This is a genomic window from Wandonia sp. (assembly GCF_984588085.1).
In genome coordinates this window covers 25,518-47,757 of record NZ_CFIGVI010000002.1, presented here as the reverse complement: position 1 = coordinate 47,757, position 22,240 = coordinate 25,518, and the positions used below count along the sequence as shown (strand labels likewise).

The 22,240-nt window shown below is 41.4% G+C and carries 14 protein-coding genes; 5 read left to right on the top strand and 9 right to left on the bottom strand.

The features are described from left to right. Positions 1 to 60: 60 nt before the first annotated feature. The 4 genes from rpsO to tamL all read right to left on the bottom strand — a co-directional run bounded on the left by rpsO (position 61) and on the right by tamL (position 5,097). Positions 61 to 330: a 30S ribosomal protein S15 gene (gene rpsO, locus AC4PL9_RS01305; protein WP_343785557.1), complete on the bottom strand. Its 270-nt coding sequence runs from the start codon at positions 328 to 330 to the stop codon at positions 61 to 63. Positions 331 to 414: 84 nt separating this feature from the next. Next, the gene (accD, locus tag AC4PL9_RS01300) at positions 415 to 1,260 is read right to left on the bottom strand and encodes an acetyl-CoA carboxylase, carboxyltransferase subunit beta (protein WP_491602993.1); all 846 of its coding nucleotides are present in this window, start codon (positions 1,258 to 1,260) and stop codon (positions 415 to 417) included. 22 nt (positions 1,261 to 1,282) lie between these two features. After that, positions 1,283 to 2,350 carry a class II fructose-bisphosphate aldolase gene (gene fbaA, locus AC4PL9_RS01295; protein WP_491602992.1) on the bottom strand — a complete coding sequence of 356 codons (1,068 nt, stop codon included), beginning with the start codon at positions 2,348 to 2,350 and terminating at the stop codon, positions 1,283 to 1,285. A gap of 95 nt (positions 2,351 to 2,445) precedes the next feature. Beyond that, complete coding sequence (gene tamL, locus AC4PL9_RS01290) at positions 2,446 to 5,097, bottom strand: translocation and assembly module lipoprotein TamL (RefSeq protein ID WP_491602991.1); 2,652 nt, start codon at positions 5,095 to 5,097, stop codon at positions 2,446 to 2,448. 42 nt (positions 5,098 to 5,139) lie between these two features. On the opposite strand from tamL, the gene AC4PL9_RS01285 reads away from it, so the two are divergent. After that, positions 5,140 to 5,868 carry a TrmH family RNA methyltransferase gene (locus AC4PL9_RS01285; protein ID WP_491602990.1) on the top strand — a complete coding sequence of 243 codons (729 nt, stop codon included), beginning with the start codon at positions 5,140 to 5,142 and terminating at the stop codon, positions 5,866 to 5,868. On the opposite strand, the gene AC4PL9_RS01280 is transcribed toward AC4PL9_RS01285, so the two are convergent. Next, positions 5,865 to 6,074 (bottom strand): LapA family protein, encoded by a 210-nt coding sequence (locus tag AC4PL9_RS01280; protein WP_491602989.1) that lies wholly within the window; start codon positions 6,072 to 6,074, stop codon positions 5,865 to 5,867. The genes AC4PL9_RS01285 and AC4PL9_RS01280 overlap by 4 nt on opposite strands. 91 nt (positions 6,075 to 6,165) lie before the next feature. Here AC4PL9_RS01280 and AC4PL9_RS01275 point away from each other — a divergent pair, with 91 nt between their 5' ends. The 4 genes from AC4PL9_RS01275 to AC4PL9_RS01260 are packed head-to-tail and all read left to right on the top strand — an operon-like array spanning position 6,166 to position 9,589. After that, the gene (locus AC4PL9_RS01275; RefSeq protein WP_491602988.1) at positions 6,166 to 8,052 is read left to right on the top strand and encodes an LTA synthase family protein; all 1,887 of its coding nucleotides are present in this window, start codon (positions 6,166 to 6,168) and stop codon (positions 8,050 to 8,052) included. A 4-nt stretch (positions 8,053 to 8,056) separates the two neighbouring features. Beyond that, the gene (locus tag AC4PL9_RS01270) at positions 8,057 to 8,944 is read left to right on the top strand and encodes a diacylglycerol/lipid kinase family protein (RefSeq protein WP_491602987.1); all 888 of its coding nucleotides are present in this window, start codon (positions 8,057 to 8,059) and stop codon (positions 8,942 to 8,944) included. Between the two features lies 1 nt (position 8,945). Beyond that, positions 8,946 to 9,419, top strand: coding sequence for a DUF1569 domain-containing protein (locus AC4PL9_RS01265; protein ID WP_491602986.1), 474 nt, complete (start codon positions 8,946 to 8,948; stop codon positions 9,417 to 9,419). Between the two features lie 2 nt (positions 9,420 to 9,421). Beyond that, positions 9,422 to 9,589: a hypothetical protein gene (locus AC4PL9_RS01260; protein WP_491602985.1), complete on the top strand. Its 168-nt coding sequence runs from the start codon at positions 9,422 to 9,424 to the stop codon at positions 9,587 to 9,589. 7 nt (positions 9,590 to 9,596) lie between these two features. Here AC4PL9_RS01260 and AC4PL9_RS01255 read toward each other — a convergent pair whose 3' ends face one another. From AC4PL9_RS01255 to AC4PL9_RS01240, 4 genes are all read right to left on the bottom strand, one after another. Then, positions 9,597 to 10,157: a PhnA domain-containing protein gene (locus AC4PL9_RS01255; protein WP_491602984.1), complete on the bottom strand. Its 561-nt coding sequence runs from the start codon at positions 10,155 to 10,157 to the stop codon at positions 9,597 to 9,599. Between the two features lie 91 nt (positions 10,158 to 10,248). Continuing rightward, positions 10,249 to 10,818 (bottom strand): hypothetical protein, encoded by a 570-nt coding sequence (locus tag AC4PL9_RS01250; protein ID WP_491602983.1) that lies wholly within the window; start codon positions 10,816 to 10,818, stop codon positions 10,249 to 10,251. A 417-nt stretch (positions 10,819 to 11,235) separates the two neighbouring features. Then, entirely contained in the window at positions 11,236 to 12,096 is an 861-nt protein-coding gene (locus AC4PL9_RS01245) for an SUMF1/EgtB/PvdO family nonheme iron enzyme (RefSeq protein WP_491602982.1), read from the bottom strand. A 141-nt stretch (positions 12,097 to 12,237) separates the two neighbouring features. Beyond that, the gene (locus AC4PL9_RS01240; RefSeq protein WP_491602981.1) at positions 12,238 to 22,233 is read right to left on the bottom strand and encodes a PKD domain-containing protein; all 9,996 of its coding nucleotides are present in this window, start codon (positions 22,231 to 22,233) and stop codon (positions 12,238 to 12,240) included. Positions 22,234 to 22,240: the final 7 nt, after the last annotated feature.

The window sequence follows — 22,240 nt, the reverse complement described above, 5'->3', positions numbered from 1 at the left end:
ACAAAGGGGACAGTCGAACTGAATCGATTGCCCCCTCTTCCAATAAGTTTCGCCAAGTTATTAACGACGTAGTCCTAACTCCTTAACGATATTTCTATATCTTTCGATATCTTTTTTCTTCAAATAATCCAACAAACTTCTTCTCTTACCAACAAGAAGTTGAAGTGCTCTTTGTGTTCCGTAGTCTTTACGGTTCTTTTTCAAGTGCTCTGTCAAATGACTGATTCTGTAGGAGAACAATGCGATTTGACCTTCTGCAGAACCCGTATTTGTTTCTGCACCACCGTGCTTTGCGAAAATTTCTTTTTTCTTTTCTGAATCTAAATACATTCCAATATTCTTTAAATAATTTTTATGTAGCCTTTCTCACCGGGAAAGACGCGGCAAAGATACACTATTTTTTTATATCCGATATTAATTTGCAAACAATTTCAACGACAAGGCGATTTGTTCTCTCACCTCACGTCTGTCTGCAATATAATCCAGAAAGCCATGTTCCAATAAAAATTCCGCTGTCTGGAATCCATCCGGAAGGTCTCGTCCAATAGTTTCTTTAACAACCCGTGGTCCTGCAAAACCTATCAATGCTTCCGGCTCTGCAATATTTATATCTCCCAACATAGCAAAAGACGCTGTTACTCCACCTGTTGTAGGATCAGTAAGATAACTGATATACGGCAGTTTATTATCCGACAATTGCGTTAACTTCGCACTTGTTTTTGCTAACTGCATTAATGAGATACCAGCTTCCATCATACGTGCTCCTCCTGATTTTGAAATAATCATAAAAGCACATTTTCTCTGAATTGCCTGATCAATTGCACGAGCAATTTTTTCCCCCACAACCGACCCCATAGATCCACCGATAAAAGCAAAATCCATTGCAGCAATAACAATTTCATGTCCTTCAATCATTCCGTGAGCTGTCCGGATTGCATCATTCAATCCGGTCTTCTTCACCGTCTGCTTAATTCTCTCCGTATACTTCTTAGTATCTTCAAATTTAAGCGGGTCACCGGATTTCAATGCTTTATCAAACTCCGTATATTTTCCTTCATCAAATAAAAACTGAAAATATTCTTCTGCACCAATTCTATCATGGTATGAACAACGATCACAAACGTAAATATTACTCTTATGATCTTCAGATGTAATTACAGTCTTACATCTGGGACACTTGTGCCAAAGACCTTCCGGTGTCTCCTTCTTTTCTTTGGTAGATGTCGTTATCCCTTCTCTGTTTCTTTTGAACCAACCCATATAATCTTTTTTTCTTCGGTGATTAAAGTGTATTTACATTGTTCAAATCAGCGAAAGCCTGCTCCAATCGTTTCACAAAAGTCAACTCTCCTTCTCTCATCCACTTTCTAGGGTCGTAATACTTTTTGTTAGGAACATCATCTCCATCAGGATTACCAATCTGTGTTTTCAGGTAATCAATTTTCCCCGCCACATAATCACGTACTCCTTCTGTAAATGCAAACTGCAAATCTGTGTCAATATTCATTTTAATGACACCATACCCTATCGCTTCTCTGATTTCTTCCACAGTAGATCCCGATCCGCCATGGAATACAAAATCAACCGGGTTATCACCTGTATTAAACTTCTCTTTTATATATTCTTGTGAGTTTTTCAAAATCACCGGTTCCAATTTCACATTTCCAGGTTTGTATACACCGTGAACATTCCCGAAGGCTGCTGCAATGGTAAACTTATCGCTGATTTTCATCAACTCTTCATACGCATATGCTACCTCATCCGGTTGTGTGTATAACTTAGAACTGTCAACTCCGGTATTATCTACTCCGTCTTCCTCTCCCCCTGTAATTCCTAACTCGATTTCCAGTGTCATTCCCATCTTAGACATTCTTGTAAGGTATTGCTTACAAATTTCAATGTTTTCTTCGATAGGCTCTTCAGACAGGTCAATCATATGAGAACTGTACAAGGGCTTTCCTGTCTGCTCAAAATGTTTTTCACTTGCATCCAGTAAACCATCAATCCATGGGAGTAATTTTTTTGCACAGTGATCTGTATGCAGAATAACGGTCGCCCCATATAGCTCTGCCAATTCGTGAACATGTTTTGCCCCGGCAACTCCTCCTGCTATCGTTGCACGCTCACTCTCATTTGAGAGCCCTTTTCCAGCGAAGAAATGTGCCCCCCCGTTTGAAAACTGAATAATAACAGGCGAATTCAATTTCGCCGCTGTTTCCATAACAGCATTCACCGTACTAGAACTAGTTACGTTTACAGCAGGTAAAGCAAATCCTTTTTCTTTTGCGTATCTGAATATTTCTTTAACCTCGTCTCCGGTTGCTACACCTGGCTTTATTGAATGTCCCATGCTAATTTCTTACTTTTTCAAGTGGACAAAAATAATAAAATATACCATTTACTTTTGTTAAGAGGTTAAAAAAGACAACCGGGCATTATGCACCGTTAGAATGGGTAACCAATAGCTACGTGGAATCGCGGGGTGAACGGCATTGCTACTCCGCTTTCTGTTTTATAGTTCGGTCCGTAGAATTCTTCTAACTCCTGATAAAACGGATCTCTGGAATTAAAGATCCATCTTGCGTTTCTTGGTAATGCAGGATTTCTCAACGGAATCCCCACATCCACACGTATAATCAGGAAGCTTAGATCCAGACGAAGCCCTACTCCTCCTGCAACTGCCAATTGATTATACCACTCAGACGTAAACTGACCTCCGGGACGGTTAACATCTTCACGTAATGACCAAACGTTCCCCGCATCTATAAAAGCAGCCCCCTTGAACAAGGTCCCCGAACCAATATTAAAACGGTATTCAGCAGAAGCTCCGATACGAATATCACCTATTTGTGTTGCTGTACGGTTCGAATCCAGATAGTATTTATACCCCCCCGGACCTAACTCCCTCGCTCTCCATCCTCTGTTATCGTTGGTTCCTCCCGCAAAAAAGGCATAATCAAAAGGAAGTGATGTTTTTGAGTTACCGTAAGGCAACCCTGCCCCAAGTTGCAGCCTATAATTCAATGATTTCTTCTTACTTATATACTGGTAGAATTTCAGTTCATTATCCAGTCTTACAAACTGACTAAACGGCACTCCGAATACCTCTCTAACTCCTAAATCATTCGGTTCTTTATTTGTATTTAACCAATCTAAAAGATTTCCGGCAAGATCAAACGAAGCGTTGTAACTAATGATATGCTTCGTATTGTCCAGCTTCACATTGGTCCAGTTGTAATTCAAGCGAAAGTCATGATAAATAAACTGATTAGAATAGGCATTCTGTAAGAACAAGTCATTCAATATGTTCAACTGTTCTTCGAAGAAGTCTGACTTTTTGATTCCGACATATTTGACCCCAGTCAGAAATGGCAATCCCATCTGGAACGCCTGTGTTTTACCAGATAACCATTTCCATAAATAGTTTAACTGGAATAAATTCCTTTCGAAGTCAGCTCTTCTCTGAAAATTGTAGGCCAGCGAAACTTCTGTTTTTGTTGCCTGCCTCTTCGAAAACACAACGGGGGGAATCGGTCTCAATCCCGGTACTTCAAGTTTTATCGTTGGTCCAAACTCAAACGTATTAAAACTTCGCGATGCCGTCTTTATTTTCTGACCGGAGATATCTTCATCAAAGATAGGAGGTTGAGATTCAAAACCTCCTGCAAATGAAATCGTAAGTTTTTCTGCCCCCCTGAATAAGTTTTTGTGCGAATAATTGATTGATGCTGAGACCCCCAGATAACCGTTGGAATTCGTTGCTCTCGGCTCAAATGTAAATGTCTGTACCTTTGCCGGAATAAGATAATAATGAACATCAACCTTATTTTCATTTTGCCGTTCAACCAATACCGGTTTTATTGCCTGAAACACGTCCATATCCAGTAGTTGAGAATAGCTACGTTCAAGATAGTAACCTCTGTACCAATGTGTGTGCTCCAGATAGTTTCTCATTTCAAGAATCTGAGGCTTAATGGTCAATTTACCGTTATAAAGGAAATAGGCTTTTCTTACTTCAGCATTTTTGATATTTTCCGGCTCGTAAAAAAACGTATCTAACGTCTGTAAGAAGTAGTCTTTTGTCAAAGGAAGATCTAATTCATCTACTCTTTGTTTAAAATTCCCGTCATGGTGTATTGTGTCGGCAAGATGAAAGTATACTTCTCCAACTTTATACTGAACATGCGGACGCTGAATAGTTGAGTCACTGTCTTTTCTGATTCTTACCGATTTTTCTTTTACACCAATCCCCAGAGCAACGGTCAGGTTCGCTGCATTGGTATCAGCTGTGTAGTAGATATGATTGGGTGAAAATTCGTAGAATGAATTATCTCTCATTTCTCTTGCCAGCTTACTCCGCAACCCATCCAACTGATCACTATCAAATTTTGTTTTCTTCGTAAATACATCATTCGAACTCAGATAGTTTTCAATCGTCTTATTGACCCGTGAATTCGCCGACAGATAATAAACACTGTCAATCAGAAACGGCTTACCCGTTTCTACATAATAGTGAACAATTGCCTTTTTCTTTTTCGGTTTATAGATAACCGTATCATGTACTGATGCATAATAATACCCTCTGTTCCTGAGCCACAGACTTAACTGTCCTGTTGATCGGTTGACAAGAGAGGTATCAAGAATGACAGGTGGTTCACCTACCCCATATTTCAACCATTCTCTGAAAAACCGTCTTGGTTCAAGTGTATCTTTCAGATCAAGAGTCTTGCGCCTATAGGTTTCTTTCCCTTTCTCAACCGCTTTTTTAATTCGCTTTTCATTGATCCGTTTTTCTTTCGCACGGATTTTTGCATTCTTCTCTCTTAACTTTTTATTCTTTTTGATTCGCTTTTCACTGACTTTGGTACTATCAACTGAATTGTACAAGGCCAAACGTATTTTCAACCCCAGGTATTTATTGTTCGGGTGAATTCGAAGCACATCAGACATTTCATCCTCATCTACTTTATCGCCTGAAACATGTATTTCATTTTTTTTCAGCAGATAACGACCTTCCGGAACATGACGCGTGATTTTACATCCTATCAAAAAAGGGAGTAAAAAGAGGATAATATGTGGTTGTTTTACTAATTTCACATCGCGAATCGTTTAACAAAAATAGAAAAACAATAGTTTCCGTTGCTATCCAAAAACCAAATAAAGTTTATCCGCTCTCTTCAGCAAAAGAAACAGCGGGATCTCCACAAACGATTTGTCGTTGAGGGAAAACGAAGTGTTACCGAACTTTTAGAATCGCATTCTGATTATCTTGATTTACTTGTTGTCACAACAGCATATCTTGACCAAAACCATATATCAAAAAGTGTTCCCTTTGAAATTACAGACGAAATTACATTCTCCAAACTGACAAAATCAGTAACTCCGCAAGGGGTTCTTGCTGTATTCAAACAACCCGAGTTACAATATTCCGAACAGCCTTTCATGCTTTTTCTGGACTGCATACAGGATCCAGGAAACATGGGGACGATTATTCGTCTTGCTGACTGGTTTGGTGTTAAGCAAGTGGTATGCAGTAATGACTGTGTAGAGCTTTTTAATCCGAAAGTTGTACAGTCTTCGATGGGTTCTGTATTTCGTGTTCCGGTAGTTTATCAATCTCTGGAGGATTTACTGAAAGAGACATCCCTTCCGGTGTATGGCGCATTACTGGAAGGAAAATCTGTTTATCAGCAACCACTTGATTTTCACGGGATACTTGTAATGGGAAATGAAGGAAACGGCATATCTCCGACCGTACTCCCCTATATAACCACACCTGTTCTCATCCCTCGTTTCGGAGGAGGAGAGTCATTAAATGTATCGACAGCAACGGGAATTTTACTTTCCGAATTCCGACGCAATTCTTAACTTTTTTTTGGCGGCTTTCTTGTCCAAACTCCTGAAAGATATCCAATCAGAAATACTACTGCGATCAAAATCACCAACGGCATTGAAAATCCGAAGAACAGAAAACTTACCTCAATCTGTTCGAGGTTCTGCGCAACAAAAATAAGTAGGAGTACAATCAACAAGATATTGATGACCTGCCTGAACGTAATATTATTATCTTTCACAATCCTTCTTTTTCTGAAAGTTAACTATTTTTCTTAAATCAGACAATTTGATTCCTGTTTTTCTGTTAATATTCTTGCTAGTTTTGTAGTAATGAAATCCATTCCAGCACATGTTCGGATTCTGTTCCTGTTAATGGGAGTAACTCTGGCAGGATTATCCTTTACCAAGATTCTTTTTTATGCTGTTAATCAGCATGCCTTTCCCGAGGTTGGGTTTCTTGACTTACTGGCCGCCCTTTGGTTCGATGTCATAACCATATCTCTTGTTTTCTACCCGTTCATCCTTCTTTGGTTAATCCCGGTTCGTTTCAGAGAGCATAAAATTTACCAGTATGTATTCCGTTTTCTTTTCTTCGCAACAAATGGATTAGCTGTCGGAATCAACCTGATGGATGTTATTTATTTTCAGTACACCTCCAAACGCTCCACTTTTGATTTATTTTCGATGGTCGGGTATGAACAGGATATGAATCGACTCTGGGAAACATTTATCATTGATTTCTGGTGGGTCATCCTCATTTATATTATTCTTCTTTTTTTATCTGACAAAGCCTTCCGGATCATCTTTCGAATGTTTGGAAACTTTTCAGACAAACGATTTCGACCGCAGATCATCAGTATCTGTATTCTAATCCCGGTTTTTATCGTAACGGGGCGCGGAGGTTTTGGTCTGAAACCAGTAAGTGTGATTAATGCAGCCCAATATACGCGACCTGAAAACACGGCGTTTGTCATGAACACGGCTTTCACTATGATTAAGTCGTTTAATGAAAATGGGCTCGAACCGGTTCGTTTCTTTACGCAAGAGGAAGCAGAACAGCTTTTTTCTCCGATTCGGAAAACCGGGGATCAAACAGAGATACGACTTCCCGATTCTACCAATGTGATGATTATCATTCTTGAAAGTTTTGGGAATGAATGGGTGGGAAAAGACGAGAATAATGAGAGTTTTACGCCGTTTTTCGATTCACTCTGTTCGCAGGGACTTTTCTTCAGAAACAGTTTTGCCAATGGAAAAAAATCGATCGAAGCTGTACCGGCAATCCTGGCCTCTGTGCCCGGTTTTTTAGACAACCCTTATATTTCTTCCCGCTACTCATCCAACAAATTGACCGGAATCGGGAACCTTTTCAAAAAACAGGGATACTCAACGTCCTTCTTCCATGGTGCCACTAACGGATCTATGAATTTTGCCGGTTTCTCAGCACTTGTGGGATATGATAGTTATTTTGGAAGAACGGAATACAACAATGAAGCAGATAATGACGGAACCTGGGGGATTTATGACCACAAGTTTCTTCCCTGGACCGCCCGACAACTTAGTAAAGAAAAACAACCGTTTCTATCAACTTTATTCACACTGAGTTCACATCACCCCTACAAAGTACCTGATGAGTTTAAGAGTCAACTTCGCAAAGGATCTCATCCTATTTGCCGTTCTATCAATTACACCGATCTTTCCCTGCGTATGTTTTTTGAGGAAGCTAAAAAGCAGGACTGGTACGAGAATACGGTTTTTGTATTTGTCGCTGATCATACTCCTGCCAGTTGGTCGGACTATTACGGTCAGCGAATCGGGATGTACCGAATCCCGATTTTGTTCTATTCTCCTTCCGGTAAAATTCCAGCTAAAGAACAGAATGAAATTTTTCAGCAAATTGATCTCTATCCCAGTCTTGCCGATCTGATGGGGTTCAAAGAAACTCTTTATACGTACGGGCAATCCTTTCTATCCAGAGCGTACCCTCCTTATGCCATAACGTATCTGGAAGGAACGTATCAATTATTTATGGATCATTATCTTTTTACATACACCAATGAAAAAACGAAACAGTTATTTAATTTTCAACTAGATTTGTCGCTTGAAAAAGATTTGCTGAAAGAAACACCCCATAAGAAGTATGAAAACTTCCTGAAAGCTATCATTCAGCATTTCAATAATGACTTAAGGCTAAACAAGACACACATTTCCGAGTAAACGAATGAAAAAACGTGTTCTCTTCATTATCAACCCCAAATCGGGGGTAAGCAGGAAACATAATATTCCTGAACTTATATCATCCTATCTGGATGACGTAAAATTTGATGCTGAGATCAAGTTTACAAAATACAGTGGCCACGGGTTCAAACTAGCAAGAGAAGCTGTACATGAAGGGTATGATATTGTATGTGCTGTTGGTGGTGACGGATCTGTCCACAATATTGGAATGGCATTAATAAATGCCGATACTATTCTGGCTGTCATACCGACCGGGTCAGGAAACGGGTATGCCAGACATTTTGATATTCCTGTGAGAGTAAAACAAGCAATCCTTACGCTTAATCAAATGAAAATTCGACAGGTTGATGTCGGGATGTTGAACCACAAGTATTTTCTTGGAGTTGCCGGATTTGGGTTTGACGGACACATCTCAGGGAAATTTGTCAAGCGAAAAAAGAGAGGAATCCGCGGGTATATCCTATTGGTATTGAAAGAATACTTCCGGTATGGACAGCAGGAATTTGAAATTGAATTTGGAAACGGAAAAGTTGTCCGGGAAAAGGCTTTCATGGCCAGTATTGCAAATATTTCCGAATTTGGAAATAGTTTCCGTATTTCTCCTTTTGCAGATGCTCAGGACGGAAAGTTTGAATTAATCTTACTGCGGAAACCCAATCTTTTTCAGGTTCCGTTTGTTCTTCGTGATTTTTTTAAAGGAAAAGCACATACTTCAAGGTTGGTTCAGACATTCCGGTTTGAAGAAGCAAAGATCTCGACCCAATCGAACAGGTTTCATGCAGACGGAGAGCCCGTTTCACTTTCTAATCCTATAAAGATACGTGTACAACCCAAAGCCTTACTAGTTGTTGTCGGAGAAAATTATGCATAATATGAACTATATAACACCGGATATTGTAACAATCTTACATCATCTTGATCAACTCAAGTCAGAAGTTCAACCTTTGTGGGGAACAATGTCTGCTCAGGAAATGGTAGAACACCTAACGGATGGTGTCAAAATGGCTTACGGTAAGTTGATAATTCCTTTGGAGATCAAAGAAGATCAGATTGAGAAAGCTCAGGAATTTCTGGATAGCGAACACCCTTTTCCGAAAGAGTTTAAAGCCGCATTTGTACCCAAAGAGATTACACTCCGACACGAAGAACTGGAGTTGGCAATCGATGAATTTACTATAGAGTGGATTGACTATCTGGATTATTACGAGGAAAATCCTACTGCAAAAAACGTACACCCCTATTTCGGAGAGTTAACTTTTGATCAGTGGCAGCGTCTTCAATCCAAGCACATCACGCACCACCTAACTCAGTTTGGAGTTCCAATTAGCGAAGAAGAAGTAGCGTAAGCATGTTTGAGACACTTGTCTATCCTATTCCGTTTGCCATCCTGTTTGGATTAGGGAATTACATATACTTTCGCAAGCAAGGCTATCGATCATACGGGCTTTTATATATGAGTATTGTTGTGTTTTACGCCCTTGGTGTAATGCTCACACAATTCTTTTTCGGGAAATAACCGCTCCTTATTTCTTCACGTACTGCGTAAGGATTACGATGCGTTGTCCCTCTACTTTTCCTTCAATCTGTTCAGGATTATCATGAACAAGTGTAATATTACGAACTGCTGTTCCTCTTTTTGCCGTGAAGTTAGCTCCTTTTACTTTCAAATCTTTAATCAAGACAACCGAATCTCCGGCAAATAACTCAGCGCCGTTACTATCCACATGTTTAGGCGCATTTTCAGCGTCGACTCCTGATTTAGCCCACTTTTCGGTTTCTTCATCCATGTAGAACATATCAAGAAGATCATTCGGCCATCCTTCAGACTTAAGTTTGTTCAACATTCTCCAGGCAACAACTTTCACTGCCGGAGTTTCGTTCCACATACTGTCATTTAAACAACGCCAATGATTGGTTTCGATCTCTTCTTCACCTGATAACTGGCTAAAACAAGTAGCACAAACATGAACACACTCATCCGAACTACTTCCCGGTTTCGGTTCAACAACAAATACTTTTAGTCCTTCAGTTGCTCCACAAAGTTCACACACATTTCCACTGCGTGCTGCCAGTTCTTTTTCCATGATATGTCGTATTATAAATGCGGCGCAAGATACGGATTATTCATCAGAATATGAGTACCTGTCACACTTCGAATAGAAATATCTCCCAGGATTAATTTTGAAATACAGCTTTCTTTCGAATTCTTTGTTGCCCCTCTTTATTCGTATATTTTTCTGAGACAATACGGTAAGGAGTGGTCATTTTATGCAATAGGAAAAAACTAAGAAAAATAATCATTCCGATTAGCAGAAGGTCCACCATAAAAAAGATATCCATGGAAATTTCTTCTCCACTACCCACAAATCGTATCAAACCAATGACAGAAAGAATACCTGTCCATCTAAAATATTCGCTTCTGTAGTTAACAACACCTATTAAAAGTATAATATTTAGTAAAGGAACAAGAAAGACAAATAACACTCCCAACAATCCATCTTCAATAATAGCCGGTAAAGTAGCCAACATCTTTAAAAGGATGATCAATACCATCAGTCCAATAAAAATACTATGCCATACTTTGTATTGTTTCTTAAAATCAGTTGTGGGAAGAGGCTTAATGATCTGTGCCAAATCCTCCGGAGTCTTTTTTGCTTCGCGGTATAATGCATTATATACCTCCTGTTTACTCAACCCTTCTTCCAGACCATTTTGGGCTTTCTTTCGTATTTGATTTTTTTTCAAAATGATTTTTTTGTTCTATGTATTGTAGTCTCCTGTAGCCCTTACTATGATAAATTCCCAAAATTAAATATAAACATGGAAATAAAGCAACGAACCTAAGTAGTAAAAACTCTTCGTAAATTACAACAATACAAACAGGAATCATAAAAAGTATACATGGCATTAAAAACCGGACGTGTACATTCTTGAACGGATAATAAATCACCAAATGAACCAAAAGTATTGTGCATATCACAATAAAAAGTACCAACGCAGTTACGATAAACCACATATGCTTATTCAATTGCTCAAAAAGCAATAAGTAGTTTAGAACAGACCATAGTATTCCCCCTGCTACGGTGTAGAAAAGGTAATGCTCACTGTACCTTCGCAAACGATTACGACTAGCCTTAGTCATTTTACAACTCAATTTGTTCTTTATGACCCTATTGAAAAAACCACTCTAAAACCAACTTTACAAGAAGTTTCCTGATATGAAGACAAACTTTGTAAACGAACATCATACCCCAAATCACTCCAGGAACCACCTACAGCCTCTCCTTTTCGTGCTGTCATTTCCGAAACATTTCCATTCAGGTTATAGACACCAAACTCAGAAGGCCAGTAACTCTTTTTATGTGCTATTAAGTACGTTTCTTTTTCTTCAGAAAACTTGTTCCCTTCTACAACTGTAAGACTCCCTTCTTCATCTCGTGTAACAAATGACTGAGGAATACAGGTGAAATTACAAAGAAAATTTCCTTTTGCGTTACGCATATACGCCCCCTTCCATGCATATGAACTCCATAAATCATCACCTGCTCCGGCACGAATCAGCTCTGCGCGTTCGGGCAACCTTACCTTTACCCGTATCCCCGCTTTCTTAAGCTCCTCGTTAATCTTTTTTTCAACCCATTTACAATAGAGTTTTGCTCCTTCAAACGTAATATTCACCACCGGATAATCAGCAAAAGCAGAATGTGTGTGATACAACTCCGAAAATGTTTTCAGGTTCATATTTTCGAATTCTGAATTCCAATTCTCATTTCTGATCCTCGCTTGTCTCCGTTCTTCTTCAGTTCCATTTTCCTCTAGTTCCCTCAAAAACTGATTATATTCGCGGTTAGAAACTTCATATGCCTTGATATAGTATGTCTGTAGAGACAGCGTATCTGAATCAACTTTTGCCAAACCACCCGGAATCAATTTATACTCCTCTCGCAATGTCTTCGGCAACTTTATTGCCGATGAAAGGAAAATCAGACTAAAAAATGAACAGGTAAATAGTTTTAAATTCATAGTTTGTATTTTCTCAAATAACACTTAATTAATTAAAAGTTACATACTACTTACTCTATTGAAAAACAATATACTCAACCTAATAAAAATAGGTGGCACTATTGCACCACCTATTTCATCTTGATTTTTAAACTCTGAAGTTTACCGGATTAAGGTAACGTGTCCTGTGATCACTTCTCTCCTATCTGTCGTCTCATTTTTAAATGAAATTCGCCAGACATATACTCCATCTTCAACCAACTGGCCTCCATACGTTCCGTCCCAACCAAATTCAGCATCATTTGATTCGAACAGAACTTCTCCCCAACGGTTAAAGATCAACAAATTATAGTCATAAGGATCAAATCCCTGAGAGAATACAGGTGTAAATGTTTCATTAAACTCATCATTATCCGGAGTAAAAGCATTCGGCACATAATAAATCACCTCCTGAACAACCTGAACCTGACGAGTTATACTATCTATACAACCTGCATTATTCATTGCATATAACGTGATATCATATACACCCGGTTGTTCTGCATAGGTAACTGTCGGAGAGGTCTCTGTCGAAAACGATTCATTTCCAAAATTCCAATAATAGCTATCTGCATCTACTGAAGTGTTGAAGATATGTAGCGTTGGTGATACGGTAGTCATCTGTCCAGATGGTTCTGTGTAGAAATTAGCAACCGGATCAGGGTAGACGCAAATCATATCCTGTTCGGTATAACTGGTTCTACATCCTTCTATTGTAGTTGCTGTCAAAGCGACAGAATAACATCCTGGCTGTGTGAAATTATGAGTTACCGATGAACACCCTGTTGCAACTGTACCATCACTAAATGTCCATTGACAGTTATCCAGATTACCTGTCGATTGATTTGTAAACGTAACTGTTAAAGGAGAGCATCCTTCCAGGGTGTCTGCAACAAATGTAACTACCGGGTTCGGCACCACATATACTGTAAGGTCATCCGTATTTTGACATCCGTACTGATCTGTCCCTGTTACCGTATAAATTGTGGTATCCAATGGAATAAACGGCACTCCATCATAAACACCATTATCCCACACATACGTCACTGCTCCGGAAGCTGTCAGCAGAACCGTTTCTCCGGCACAAGAAACAATATCATTTCCTGCAAATACTGTCGGTAAATCATGAACTGTTACCAAAACGCTCCCTGTTTCTGTATTTACGCAAGCTGTTGTACTAGCATCCTGAACTCCCACCAACTCATACTGGTAAGCGCCTATCACATTTGTAGGGACTGTTATAGAAACGGTATTCCCTGTTGATACAATCGTCTGGTTAGCACCTCCGTTTATGGTATAAGTAAACGTATAAGGAGCAATTCCATTCAACCCGGTGAAAGTAACCTGAGAAGCTGCTCCATTAATACATAAATCTGCGTTTCCTGAGATAGTTGCCTCCGGTAGTCGGTTGACAATAACTGTAGCAGAACCATTTTGTGTTTGTTCGCAAGATACCACGCCGGCATCCGAGACACTTAACAGAGAGTATGTAAAGGTTCCATATACGGTTGTAGGCACTGAAACCGTTGCTGTAGCACCACTTGACACAACAGTTTGACCGGGTCCTCCGTTAATACTGTATGTAAACGTGTAAGGAGCGGTTCCTCCTGCCCCGGTAAATGTAATGATCGGTTCAGCAGCATTCTGACACACTTCTGTATCTCCATTTATGGTTGCTGTCGGAAGCGGATGTACTGTTACTACAGCTGTTCCTGACTGGTTTTGTGAACAAGTAGTCGAAGAACCATCCTGAACACTGATCAATTCATACGAAAAACTACCGACCACACCTGTCGGAACGCTAACTGTAGCACTGTTACCTGTTGACACAACAACCTGACTGGCTCCTCCGTTAATCGAATAGGTAAATGTATAAGGAGCAGTGCCGTTATTCCCTGAGAAAGTAATCATAGGAGACGTACCATTCTGACAAACGTCAGTTGTCCCTGAAATAGTTGCCGTTGGCAATGGATTAACAGTTATAGAAACGGTTCCTGACTGATTCTGAATACAAGAAGTAGAGGAAGCATCCTGAACACTAACGAGGTTATACGTTAAAGTACCAACTGTCCCTGTAGGAACATCCACTGTTGCTATATTACCCGTTGAGACTACTGTTTGCGCAGCTCCTCCGTTAATTGTATAGGTAAACGTATAAGGAGCAGTTCCATTAGCTCCAGTAAACGTTACTTGTGGTTCAGTATCATTCTGACAGACTACAGTTGTACCTGCGATTGTTGCTGTAGGCAATGGATTCACGGTGATGGTAGTACTACCTGACTGATTTTGGTAACAGGCTGTCGCACTTGCGTCCTGAACACCAACCAATTCATAAACAAATGTTCCAACCGTTCCTGTCGGAGCGCTAACTGTCGCCGAATTCCCTGTTGATGTAACATTTACTACTGCTCCTCCATTTATCGTATACCTGAAAGTATAAGGGGCAGTTCCATTCGCTCCGGTAAACGTTACCACAGGCTGGGTGGCATTTTGACAAACTTCTGTAGTCCCCGAAACTATTGCAGTAGGCAGTGGATTTACAGTTACTGATGCATTTCCTGACTGGTTTTGTATACAAGCAGTAGAAGATGCATCCTGAACACTGATCAGACTGTAGTTAAATGTTCCTACAGTTCCGGTAGGGACAGATACTATTGCCGTATTACCGGTTGAGGTAACAGTTTGAACAGTACCTCCGTTTATCGTATACGTAAATGTGTATGGAGCGGTTCCATTGGCTCCGGTAAAAGTAATATCAGGACTCGCCTCATTCTGACAGACAATCGTTGTACCGCTTATTGTCGCAGTTGGCAATGGATTTACAATTATAGTAACACTTCCCGACTGATTTTGAGAACAAGTTGTAGAAGATGCATCCTGAACACTGATCAGCTCGTAGGTATACGTCCCGACTATTCCGGTGGGCACAGATACCGTTGCGGTATTACCTACAGAAGTAACTGTTTGAGATGCGCCACCATTTATCCTGTATGTAAATGTATAAGGAGCCGTACTACTGGAACCAACAAATGTTACCGTTGGTGAGGTCCCTGACTGACACACTTCTGCATCCCCTGATATTGTAGCTGTCGGCAGTGGATTAACGAGTACACTGGCAACACCTGACTGGTTTTGAATACACGCTGTAGAACTTGCATCCTGAACACTGATCAGATTATAGTTAAATGTCCCCACAGTTCCGGTGGGAACAGATACTGTAACCGAATTTCCGGTAGAAGTAACTGACTGATTTGCCCCGCCATTAATGGTATACGTAAAGGTATAGGGAGCCGTTCCATTAGCACCTGTAAACGTCACATTTGGAGAAGTCGCATTTTGACAAACTTCTGTCGTACCTGTAACTGTTGCTGTTGGTAATGGATTCACCTGTATGGTAACACTCCCTGACTGGGATTGAGAACATGTGGTAGAACTTGCATCCTGAACACTGATCAAATCATAAACAAATGTACCTACAACACCTGTGGGAGCTGATATATTCGCCGTACTTCCTGTTGATACGACTGTTTGAATCGCTCCTCCGTTTATTGTGTAAGAAAATGTATACGGTGCCGTACCATTCGATCCGGTAAATGTCACTGTAGGTGCAGCTCCATTCCGACAAACGATTGCGTCGCCGTCAATGGTTGCCAAAGGCAGAGGATTCACCAGAACCGAAACGGATCCTGACTGAGTTTGTGAACAATTTGTAGGACTCGAATCCTGAACACTGACAAGATCATACACATACGTTCCAGGAGTTGATGTCGGAGCCGATAAAGTAGCTTGGTTTCCGGAAGAGACAACTGTTTGTGGAGTCCCTCCGTTGATCGTGTACGTGAACGTATAGGGAGCAACTCCATTAGCTCCTGTTAATGTTACCACAGGAGCTATCCCGTTCTGACAAACCTCTGCATTCCCGGAAATAGTTGCTGTCGGTAATGGATTTACCGTCACCGTCTCTGTACCAGTTTGCCCTTGAGAACAGGTATTACTACCCGATTCTTCAACACGTATTAAATTATAGGTAAACGTACCTACAGTTCCGGTCGGAACACTAACTGTAGCGATATCACCTGTGGAAGTAACCGTTTGAGTAGCTCCTCCGTTCACAGTATAGGTGAACGTATAAGGAGCTGTAGCTCCGGCTCCTGTAAATGTAATATCCGGTGAAGCATCATTCTGACAAACAATGGTCGTCCCCGAAACTGTAGCGGTTGGTAACGGATCAAGAGTTACCACTACATTATCTGTATTAACACATCCGTTTGCATCTGTTCCGGTAACTGTATACGTTTGGGTTGTCCCGGGAGTAAAACTTACTCCATTTGTTACACTATTGTCCCAAACATAAGTTACCGCTCCACTACCATTCAATGTAGTAGAGGCTCCGGTACAAATTGAATAGTCCGTTCCGGCAGATACAGCCGGAAGAGGGTTAACGACAAGTGTGACATTAGCTATTGAGTCACATCCGGTAGCAGAAACAAAGGTCTGCGAATAAGTTCCTGAAGTTGTCTGTGGCAAACCATGAATAACCATTGACTCTCCCTGACAAATCTGGAACGAGTAATTGGTTACAATATCCAGGTTTTCCGTTACAGTAAAAGGAGCTGACGTCCCTACACATCCTTCCGGACTTGTAACTGTAACTGTTATCGGGTTATCTGCTTCTGTTGCAGTAATAGTTTGACTACTACCTCCTGTTGACCAGTTATACGCTATATATCCACTTCCTGCATTTAATCCGGCACTGTACCCTTCACAATACTCATCTGCACCTGTTATTACCGGAACAGGATTGGAATTCACAGTAACTGTAGCAGTTCCTGTCTCGCTTTGAAAACAAGTTGTTGAACTTGCATCCTCGACACTAACAAGGTTAACATTAAAGGTTCCTGCTACTGAAGACGGAATGGTAACAACAGCATCATCTCCTGTCGAAGTTATTGTCTGATTCGCTCCGCCATTAATCGTATAAGTAAAAGTATAAGGAGCAGTTCCATTTGATCCTGAAATTGTTATATATGCATCAGGATCTCCAACACAAATCGAAGTTGTTCCGGTTATAGATGCTGTCGGTAATGGATTTACAATAATATTTACACTACCGGTCTGTAGTTGAGAACAGGTTGTTGAACTTGCATCCTCGACACTTATGAGCTCATAAGTATAAGTTCCCGGAACCAAAGTAGAAACTGTTACGGTAGCATTATTCCCAACTGATGTTACCGTTTGTGAAGTACCGCCATTTATGGAATACGTAAAAGTATAAGGAGCGGTTCCGTCTGCTCCTGTGAAGGTAACCGATGGAGAAGTTGCATTCTGACAAATCTCTGTTGTTCCGGAAATAGTTGCCGTTGGTAATGGGTTTACACTTATTATTACCGAACCTGACTGAGCCTGAGAACAAGTTGTAGAACTTGCATCCTCAACAGCAACAAGATCAAAAATAAAGTTCCCTACAGTTCCTGTTGGAACAATAACCTGTGCTGTGTTTCCAACCGAAACGACTGTTTGTGCAGCACCTCCATTAATAGTATACGTAAAGGTATAGGGAGCGGTTCCATTAGCTCCGGTGAAGGTAACCGATGGAGAAGTTGCATTCTGACAAATCTCTGTTGTTCCGGAAATAGTTGCCGTTGGTAATGGGTTTACAAGTACTGTAGCTATACCCGATTGACTCTGCAAACAAGAAGTCGAACTTGCATCTTCAACATTTACTAACTCATAGACAAATGTACCGGCAACTCCTGTAGGAACAGATACCGTTGCACTATTTCCCGTTGAAGTTACTGTCTGAACAGCTCCATTGTTAATTGTATATGAAAAAGTATAAGGAGCGGTTCCGTTAGCTCCTGTAAAAGTTATAACCGGAGAAGTACTATTCTGACACACTTCGGTTGTCCCTATTATCGTAGCTGTTGGCAATGGATTTACAGTAATTGTCACTCCCCCTGTCTGAGGCTGGCTACATAAAGTTGAACTTGCATCCTCAACACTTATTAGTTCGTAAGTAAAACTCCCTGCACTACCTGTTGGTACAGATACTATTGCACTATTTCCTGTAGAGGTTACTGTTTGTGCAGTCCCTCCATTTATTGAATAAGTAAAAGTATAAGGAGCGGTTCCGTTAGCTCCTGTAAAGGTAACCGATGGAGATGCCGCATTCTCACAAACTTCTGTTGCTCCGGAGATGGTTGCGGTAGGAAGTGGATTCACGATTACTGTTACCGTTCCGGCTTGACTTTGCGCACATGCTGTGGAAGAAGCATCCTGAACACTTAGTAAGTTATAATTGAACGTTCCTGCTACTCCTGTAGGAACGGAAACAGTTGCCGTATTACCTGTTGAAACAACCGTTTGACTGGCTCCTCCATTTATATTATACGTAAATGTGTAAGGGGCGGTTCCGTTAGCTCCTGTAAAGGTCACTGATGGAGAAGTTCCGTCCTGACAAACATCTGTTGTACCAGTAATTGTTGCTGTTGGTAACGGATTTACAACAATAGTCGCTGTTCCTGTCTGTGCTTGTGAACAGGTTGTCGAACTTGCATCCTGAACACTTATCAAATCATATACAAATGTTCCTGCACTACCTGTTGGCACCGATACAGTAACTGTATTTCCGACTGAGGTAACCGTTTGATTCGTGCCACCGTTAATAGTATAGGTAAAGGTATAAGGAGCCGTTCCATTAGCCCCGGTAAAAGTAACAGAAGGGGAAGCTGAATTCTGACAAATTTCCGTGTCTCCTGATAGTATTGCAGTGGGCAATGGATTTACAACAACAGTCACTGTTCCTGTCTGTGTCTGTTGACAGACAGAGGCGCTGGCGTCTTCCACATTGACAAGTTCTATCGTGTAAGTACCTACAGTTCCGGTGGGAATAGAAATCACCGCCGTATTACCTGTAGAGATAACTGTTTGCGCAGCACCTCCATTAATAGTGTACGTAAAAGTATAAGGAGCCGTTCCATTGGCTCCGGTAAATGTAACCGATGGAGTGGCATCATTCTGACAAACTTCTACATCTCCTGCTATTGTTGCTGTTGGAAGCGGATCTACCTGAATGGTAGCTGTTCCTGTTTGATTCTGGGTACAAGTTGTTGAAGAAGCATCCTGAACACTTACCAATTCATAGGTAAAAGTGCCGGCACTACCTGTTGGGGCACTCACCGTTGCTGAATTACCTGTTGAAACAACTGTTTGTGTAGCACCTCCATTAATGGTGTACGTAAAAGTATAGGGAGCAGTTCCATAAGCACCCGTGAATGTAACAGACGGAGCGGCATCGTTTTGACAAACAACCGTTGTTCCTGCTATTGTTGCTGTTGGAAGTGGGTTTACAAGTATTATAGCTGTTCCTGTTTGGTTCTGGGCACAAGTTGTCGAAGAAGCATCCTGAACACTTACCAATTCATAGGTGAAAGTTCCGGCACTACCTGTCGGGGCGCTAACCGTTGCTGAATTACCTGTCGAAACAACTGTTTGCGCAGCACCTCCGTTTATGGTATACGTAAAGGTATAAGGAGCAGTTCCATTTGACCCCGTGAATGTAACAGACGGAGACGCATCATTCTGACAAACATCTGTTGTCCCATTGATTGTTGCTGTTGGTAAAGGATTAACCGTTACTGTTACCTGATCGGAACCTGTACAACCATTAGCATCTTCTCCGTTTACTGTATATGTGGTCGTTGCTGCAGGACTTATTGTATGAGAGACTCCTGCCCCTAAACCATTATCCCAGGTATAGGTTACTCCGCCAGTTGCTGTAATTGTGATCGATTCACCCGCACAAATCACCTGATCTGCTCCTGCATCTATAGGCGCATCCGGTAAAACAATAACTGTAATTGCATCCGTATCCTGACACCCATTATTATCTGTTCCTGTCACCGTGTACGTGGCTGTTCCACCCGGAGTAAATGTCACACCGTCTGTTACACCATTGGTCCATGAGTAGGAATTTGCCCCGCTTCCCGTTAAAGTAACAGGAGTTCCTATACAAACGGAAAAATCCGATCCTGCATCTACAACCGGATTTGCATATACCGTTACATCAACCTGGTCTGTATTTGTACAACCTGCTGCTGAAGTACCGGTAACCGTGTAGGTTACTGTTCCCACTCCAGGAGTAAAAGTGACTCCATTTGTCACGCTATTATCCCATGTATATCCGGTTGCATTTCCGGTTGCTGCCAGTGTCACAGCACTACCTTCACAAACTGCCTGATCTACTCCTCCATCAACTGTAGGTAAAGGATTAACGGTAACTGTCACCTGATCTGTCTCTGTACATCCGGTAGCATTTGTTCCGGTAAGTGTATAGGTAGTTGTCGTTACCGGTGTAAACGCAACACCATCTACAACCCCATTATTCCATGAAAAATTGTCTGCATTCCCAGCTGCTGAAAGAGTAACTGATTCTCCGGCACATACTACCTGATCAGCACCCGCATTTACTACCGGGTTAGGATTTACTACGACCTGTATCTGGTCTGTATTTGTACATCCACTACTTGAACCTGTAACGGTATAAGTTGTGGTACTACCGGGTGATACGGAATGCGAAGCTCCTGCCCCCAGACCATTATCCCAACTGTAGTTCGTTGCTCCGGTAGCAGTAATTGTCGCTGCCTCTCCGACACAAATAGCCTGATCCGACCCCGCAGATACTACAGGAAGTGGAGTTACATTTACTGTTGTTGATGAAGTATTTGAACATCCTCCTGAACTCCCTGTAACCGTATAAGTAGTGGTTGTAGCAGGCGAAACCGTATGCGAAGCTCCTGCTCCGACACCGTTATCCCAGCTGTAGTTAGTTGCCCCGGCAGCAGAAATCGTAGTTGACTGTCCCTGGCAAATAGTAACATCAGCAGAAGAAGTAACATTAAGCGGTGTGACACTAACAGTCACAGAAGAAGTATTCTGACATCCGTTCGTTGTTCCTGTCACCGTATAGGTTGTTGTTGTCGCCGGACTTACAATATGTGACGCTCCGGCTCCCAAACCATTATCCCATGTATAAGAATCTGCTCCCGTAGCTGTTAAAGTGGTATTTGCTCCCTGACAAATAGAAACATTTGATCCTGCTCCTACTGTTGGTAACGGATTCACATTCACTGTAACCTGATCGGTTGAAACACATCCCGCAGCAGATCCTCCGGTAACTGTATAAGTTGTGGTTACTCCCGGAGATACACTGTGCGAAGCACCTCCACCTAGTCCGTTATTCCAGTTGAATGTTGAAGCTCCTGTTGCAGTCAATGTAACCGATTCTCCCGCACAAATTGTAACATCCGACCCTGCATTCGTAGTAGGAAGAGGTTCAACCGTTATCGTTGTCTGATCCGAGGAATTACAAGGAAAAGATCCAATACTATAATCGATAGTGTGTGTTCCGGGACCGGCTGCAGCAGGGTTAAATATTCCTGTAGCAGAAACACCGGGACCAGACCAGTTCCCTCCCATACTTGCCGCGTTCAACTGAAAAGATGACGAGCTAATACAAACGGGACCAACCGGGGCAATTGTAGCATCCGCCGGCCCGGTTTGAGCACCGGGAGGTGGTCCTAATTCAAGGGTAAAGGAAGCACTTCCGGGGTTTGAGTAGTTTTGAACAATAATCATAATCTCCTGACCTGCCACAACGTTAGGAGCAGGTACATCCGAGTTACAACCAAATGCATTTCCGAATTGGACACACCCCCCTGAGAAATCGGCATAATTACAACCAATAACGTTTCCTGCATTTTGAATTGCATTACAGGGAGCTACACCTTCAGGTACATTAAAAATTGCCACATCAATATAACCGCTGTTGGAATTACCGTTTACCAACAGATTTAACGGTCCTGATTCCGTTATGTGCAGTGTAATAAAACCGTAGGAATGGTTTCCTGCCATCCCCGTATTACACCCTGCATTAACAAAACTTCCCCCCGCATAAGCTCCCCCCGTAGCTGTAAAACCAAATGCAGGAGAAACACCTGGAGTACAAATTGTTGCATCAACTGTACATTGTGCTGTTATCTTTTCTGTTGAAAAGATGAACAGGAACAAAATCAAAAAAAGGTAAGAAAGGTGTCTTCTGTGTGTAGTAATTTTTACCATAGGCAAT

Excerpts from the sequence above, each read along its gene's own strand:
- rpsO (WP_343785557.1), bottom strand. The coding sequence starts at position 330 with ATGTATTTAGATTCAGAAAAGAAAAAAGAAATTTTCGCAAAGCACGGT.
- accD (WP_491602993.1), bottom strand. The coding sequence starts at position 1,260 with ATGGGTTGGTTCAAAAGAAACAGAGAAGGGATAACGACATCTACCAAA.
- fbaA (WP_491602992.1), bottom strand. The coding sequence starts at position 2,350 with ATGGGACATTCAATAAAGCCAGGTGTAGCAACCGGAGACGAGGTTAAA.
- AC4PL9_RS01275 (WP_491602988.1), top strand. The coding sequence starts at position 6,166 with ATGAAATCCATTCCAGCACATGTTCGGATTCTGTTCCTGTTAATGGGA.
- AC4PL9_RS01270 (WP_491602987.1), top strand. The coding sequence starts at position 8,057 with ATGAAAAAACGTGTTCTCTTCATTATCAACCCCAAATCGGGGGTAAGC.
- AC4PL9_RS01265 (WP_491602986.1), top strand. The coding sequence starts at position 8,946 with ATGAACTATATAACACCGGATATTGTAACAATCTTACATCATCTTGAT.
- AC4PL9_RS01260 (WP_491602985.1), top strand. The coding sequence starts at position 9,422 with ATGTTTGAGACACTTGTCTATCCTATTCCGTTTGCCATCCTGTTTGGA.
- AC4PL9_RS01255 (WP_491602984.1), bottom strand. The coding sequence starts at position 10,157 with ATGGAAAAAGAACTGGCAGCACGCAGTGGAAATGTGTGTGAACTTTGT.
- AC4PL9_RS01245 (WP_491602982.1), bottom strand. The coding sequence starts at position 12,096 with ATGAATTTAAAACTATTTACCTGTTCATTTTTTAGTCTGATTTTCCTT.
- AC4PL9_RS01240 (WP_491602981.1), bottom strand. The coding sequence starts at position 22,233 with ATGGTAAAAATTACTACACACAGAAGACACCTTTCTTACCTTTTTTTG.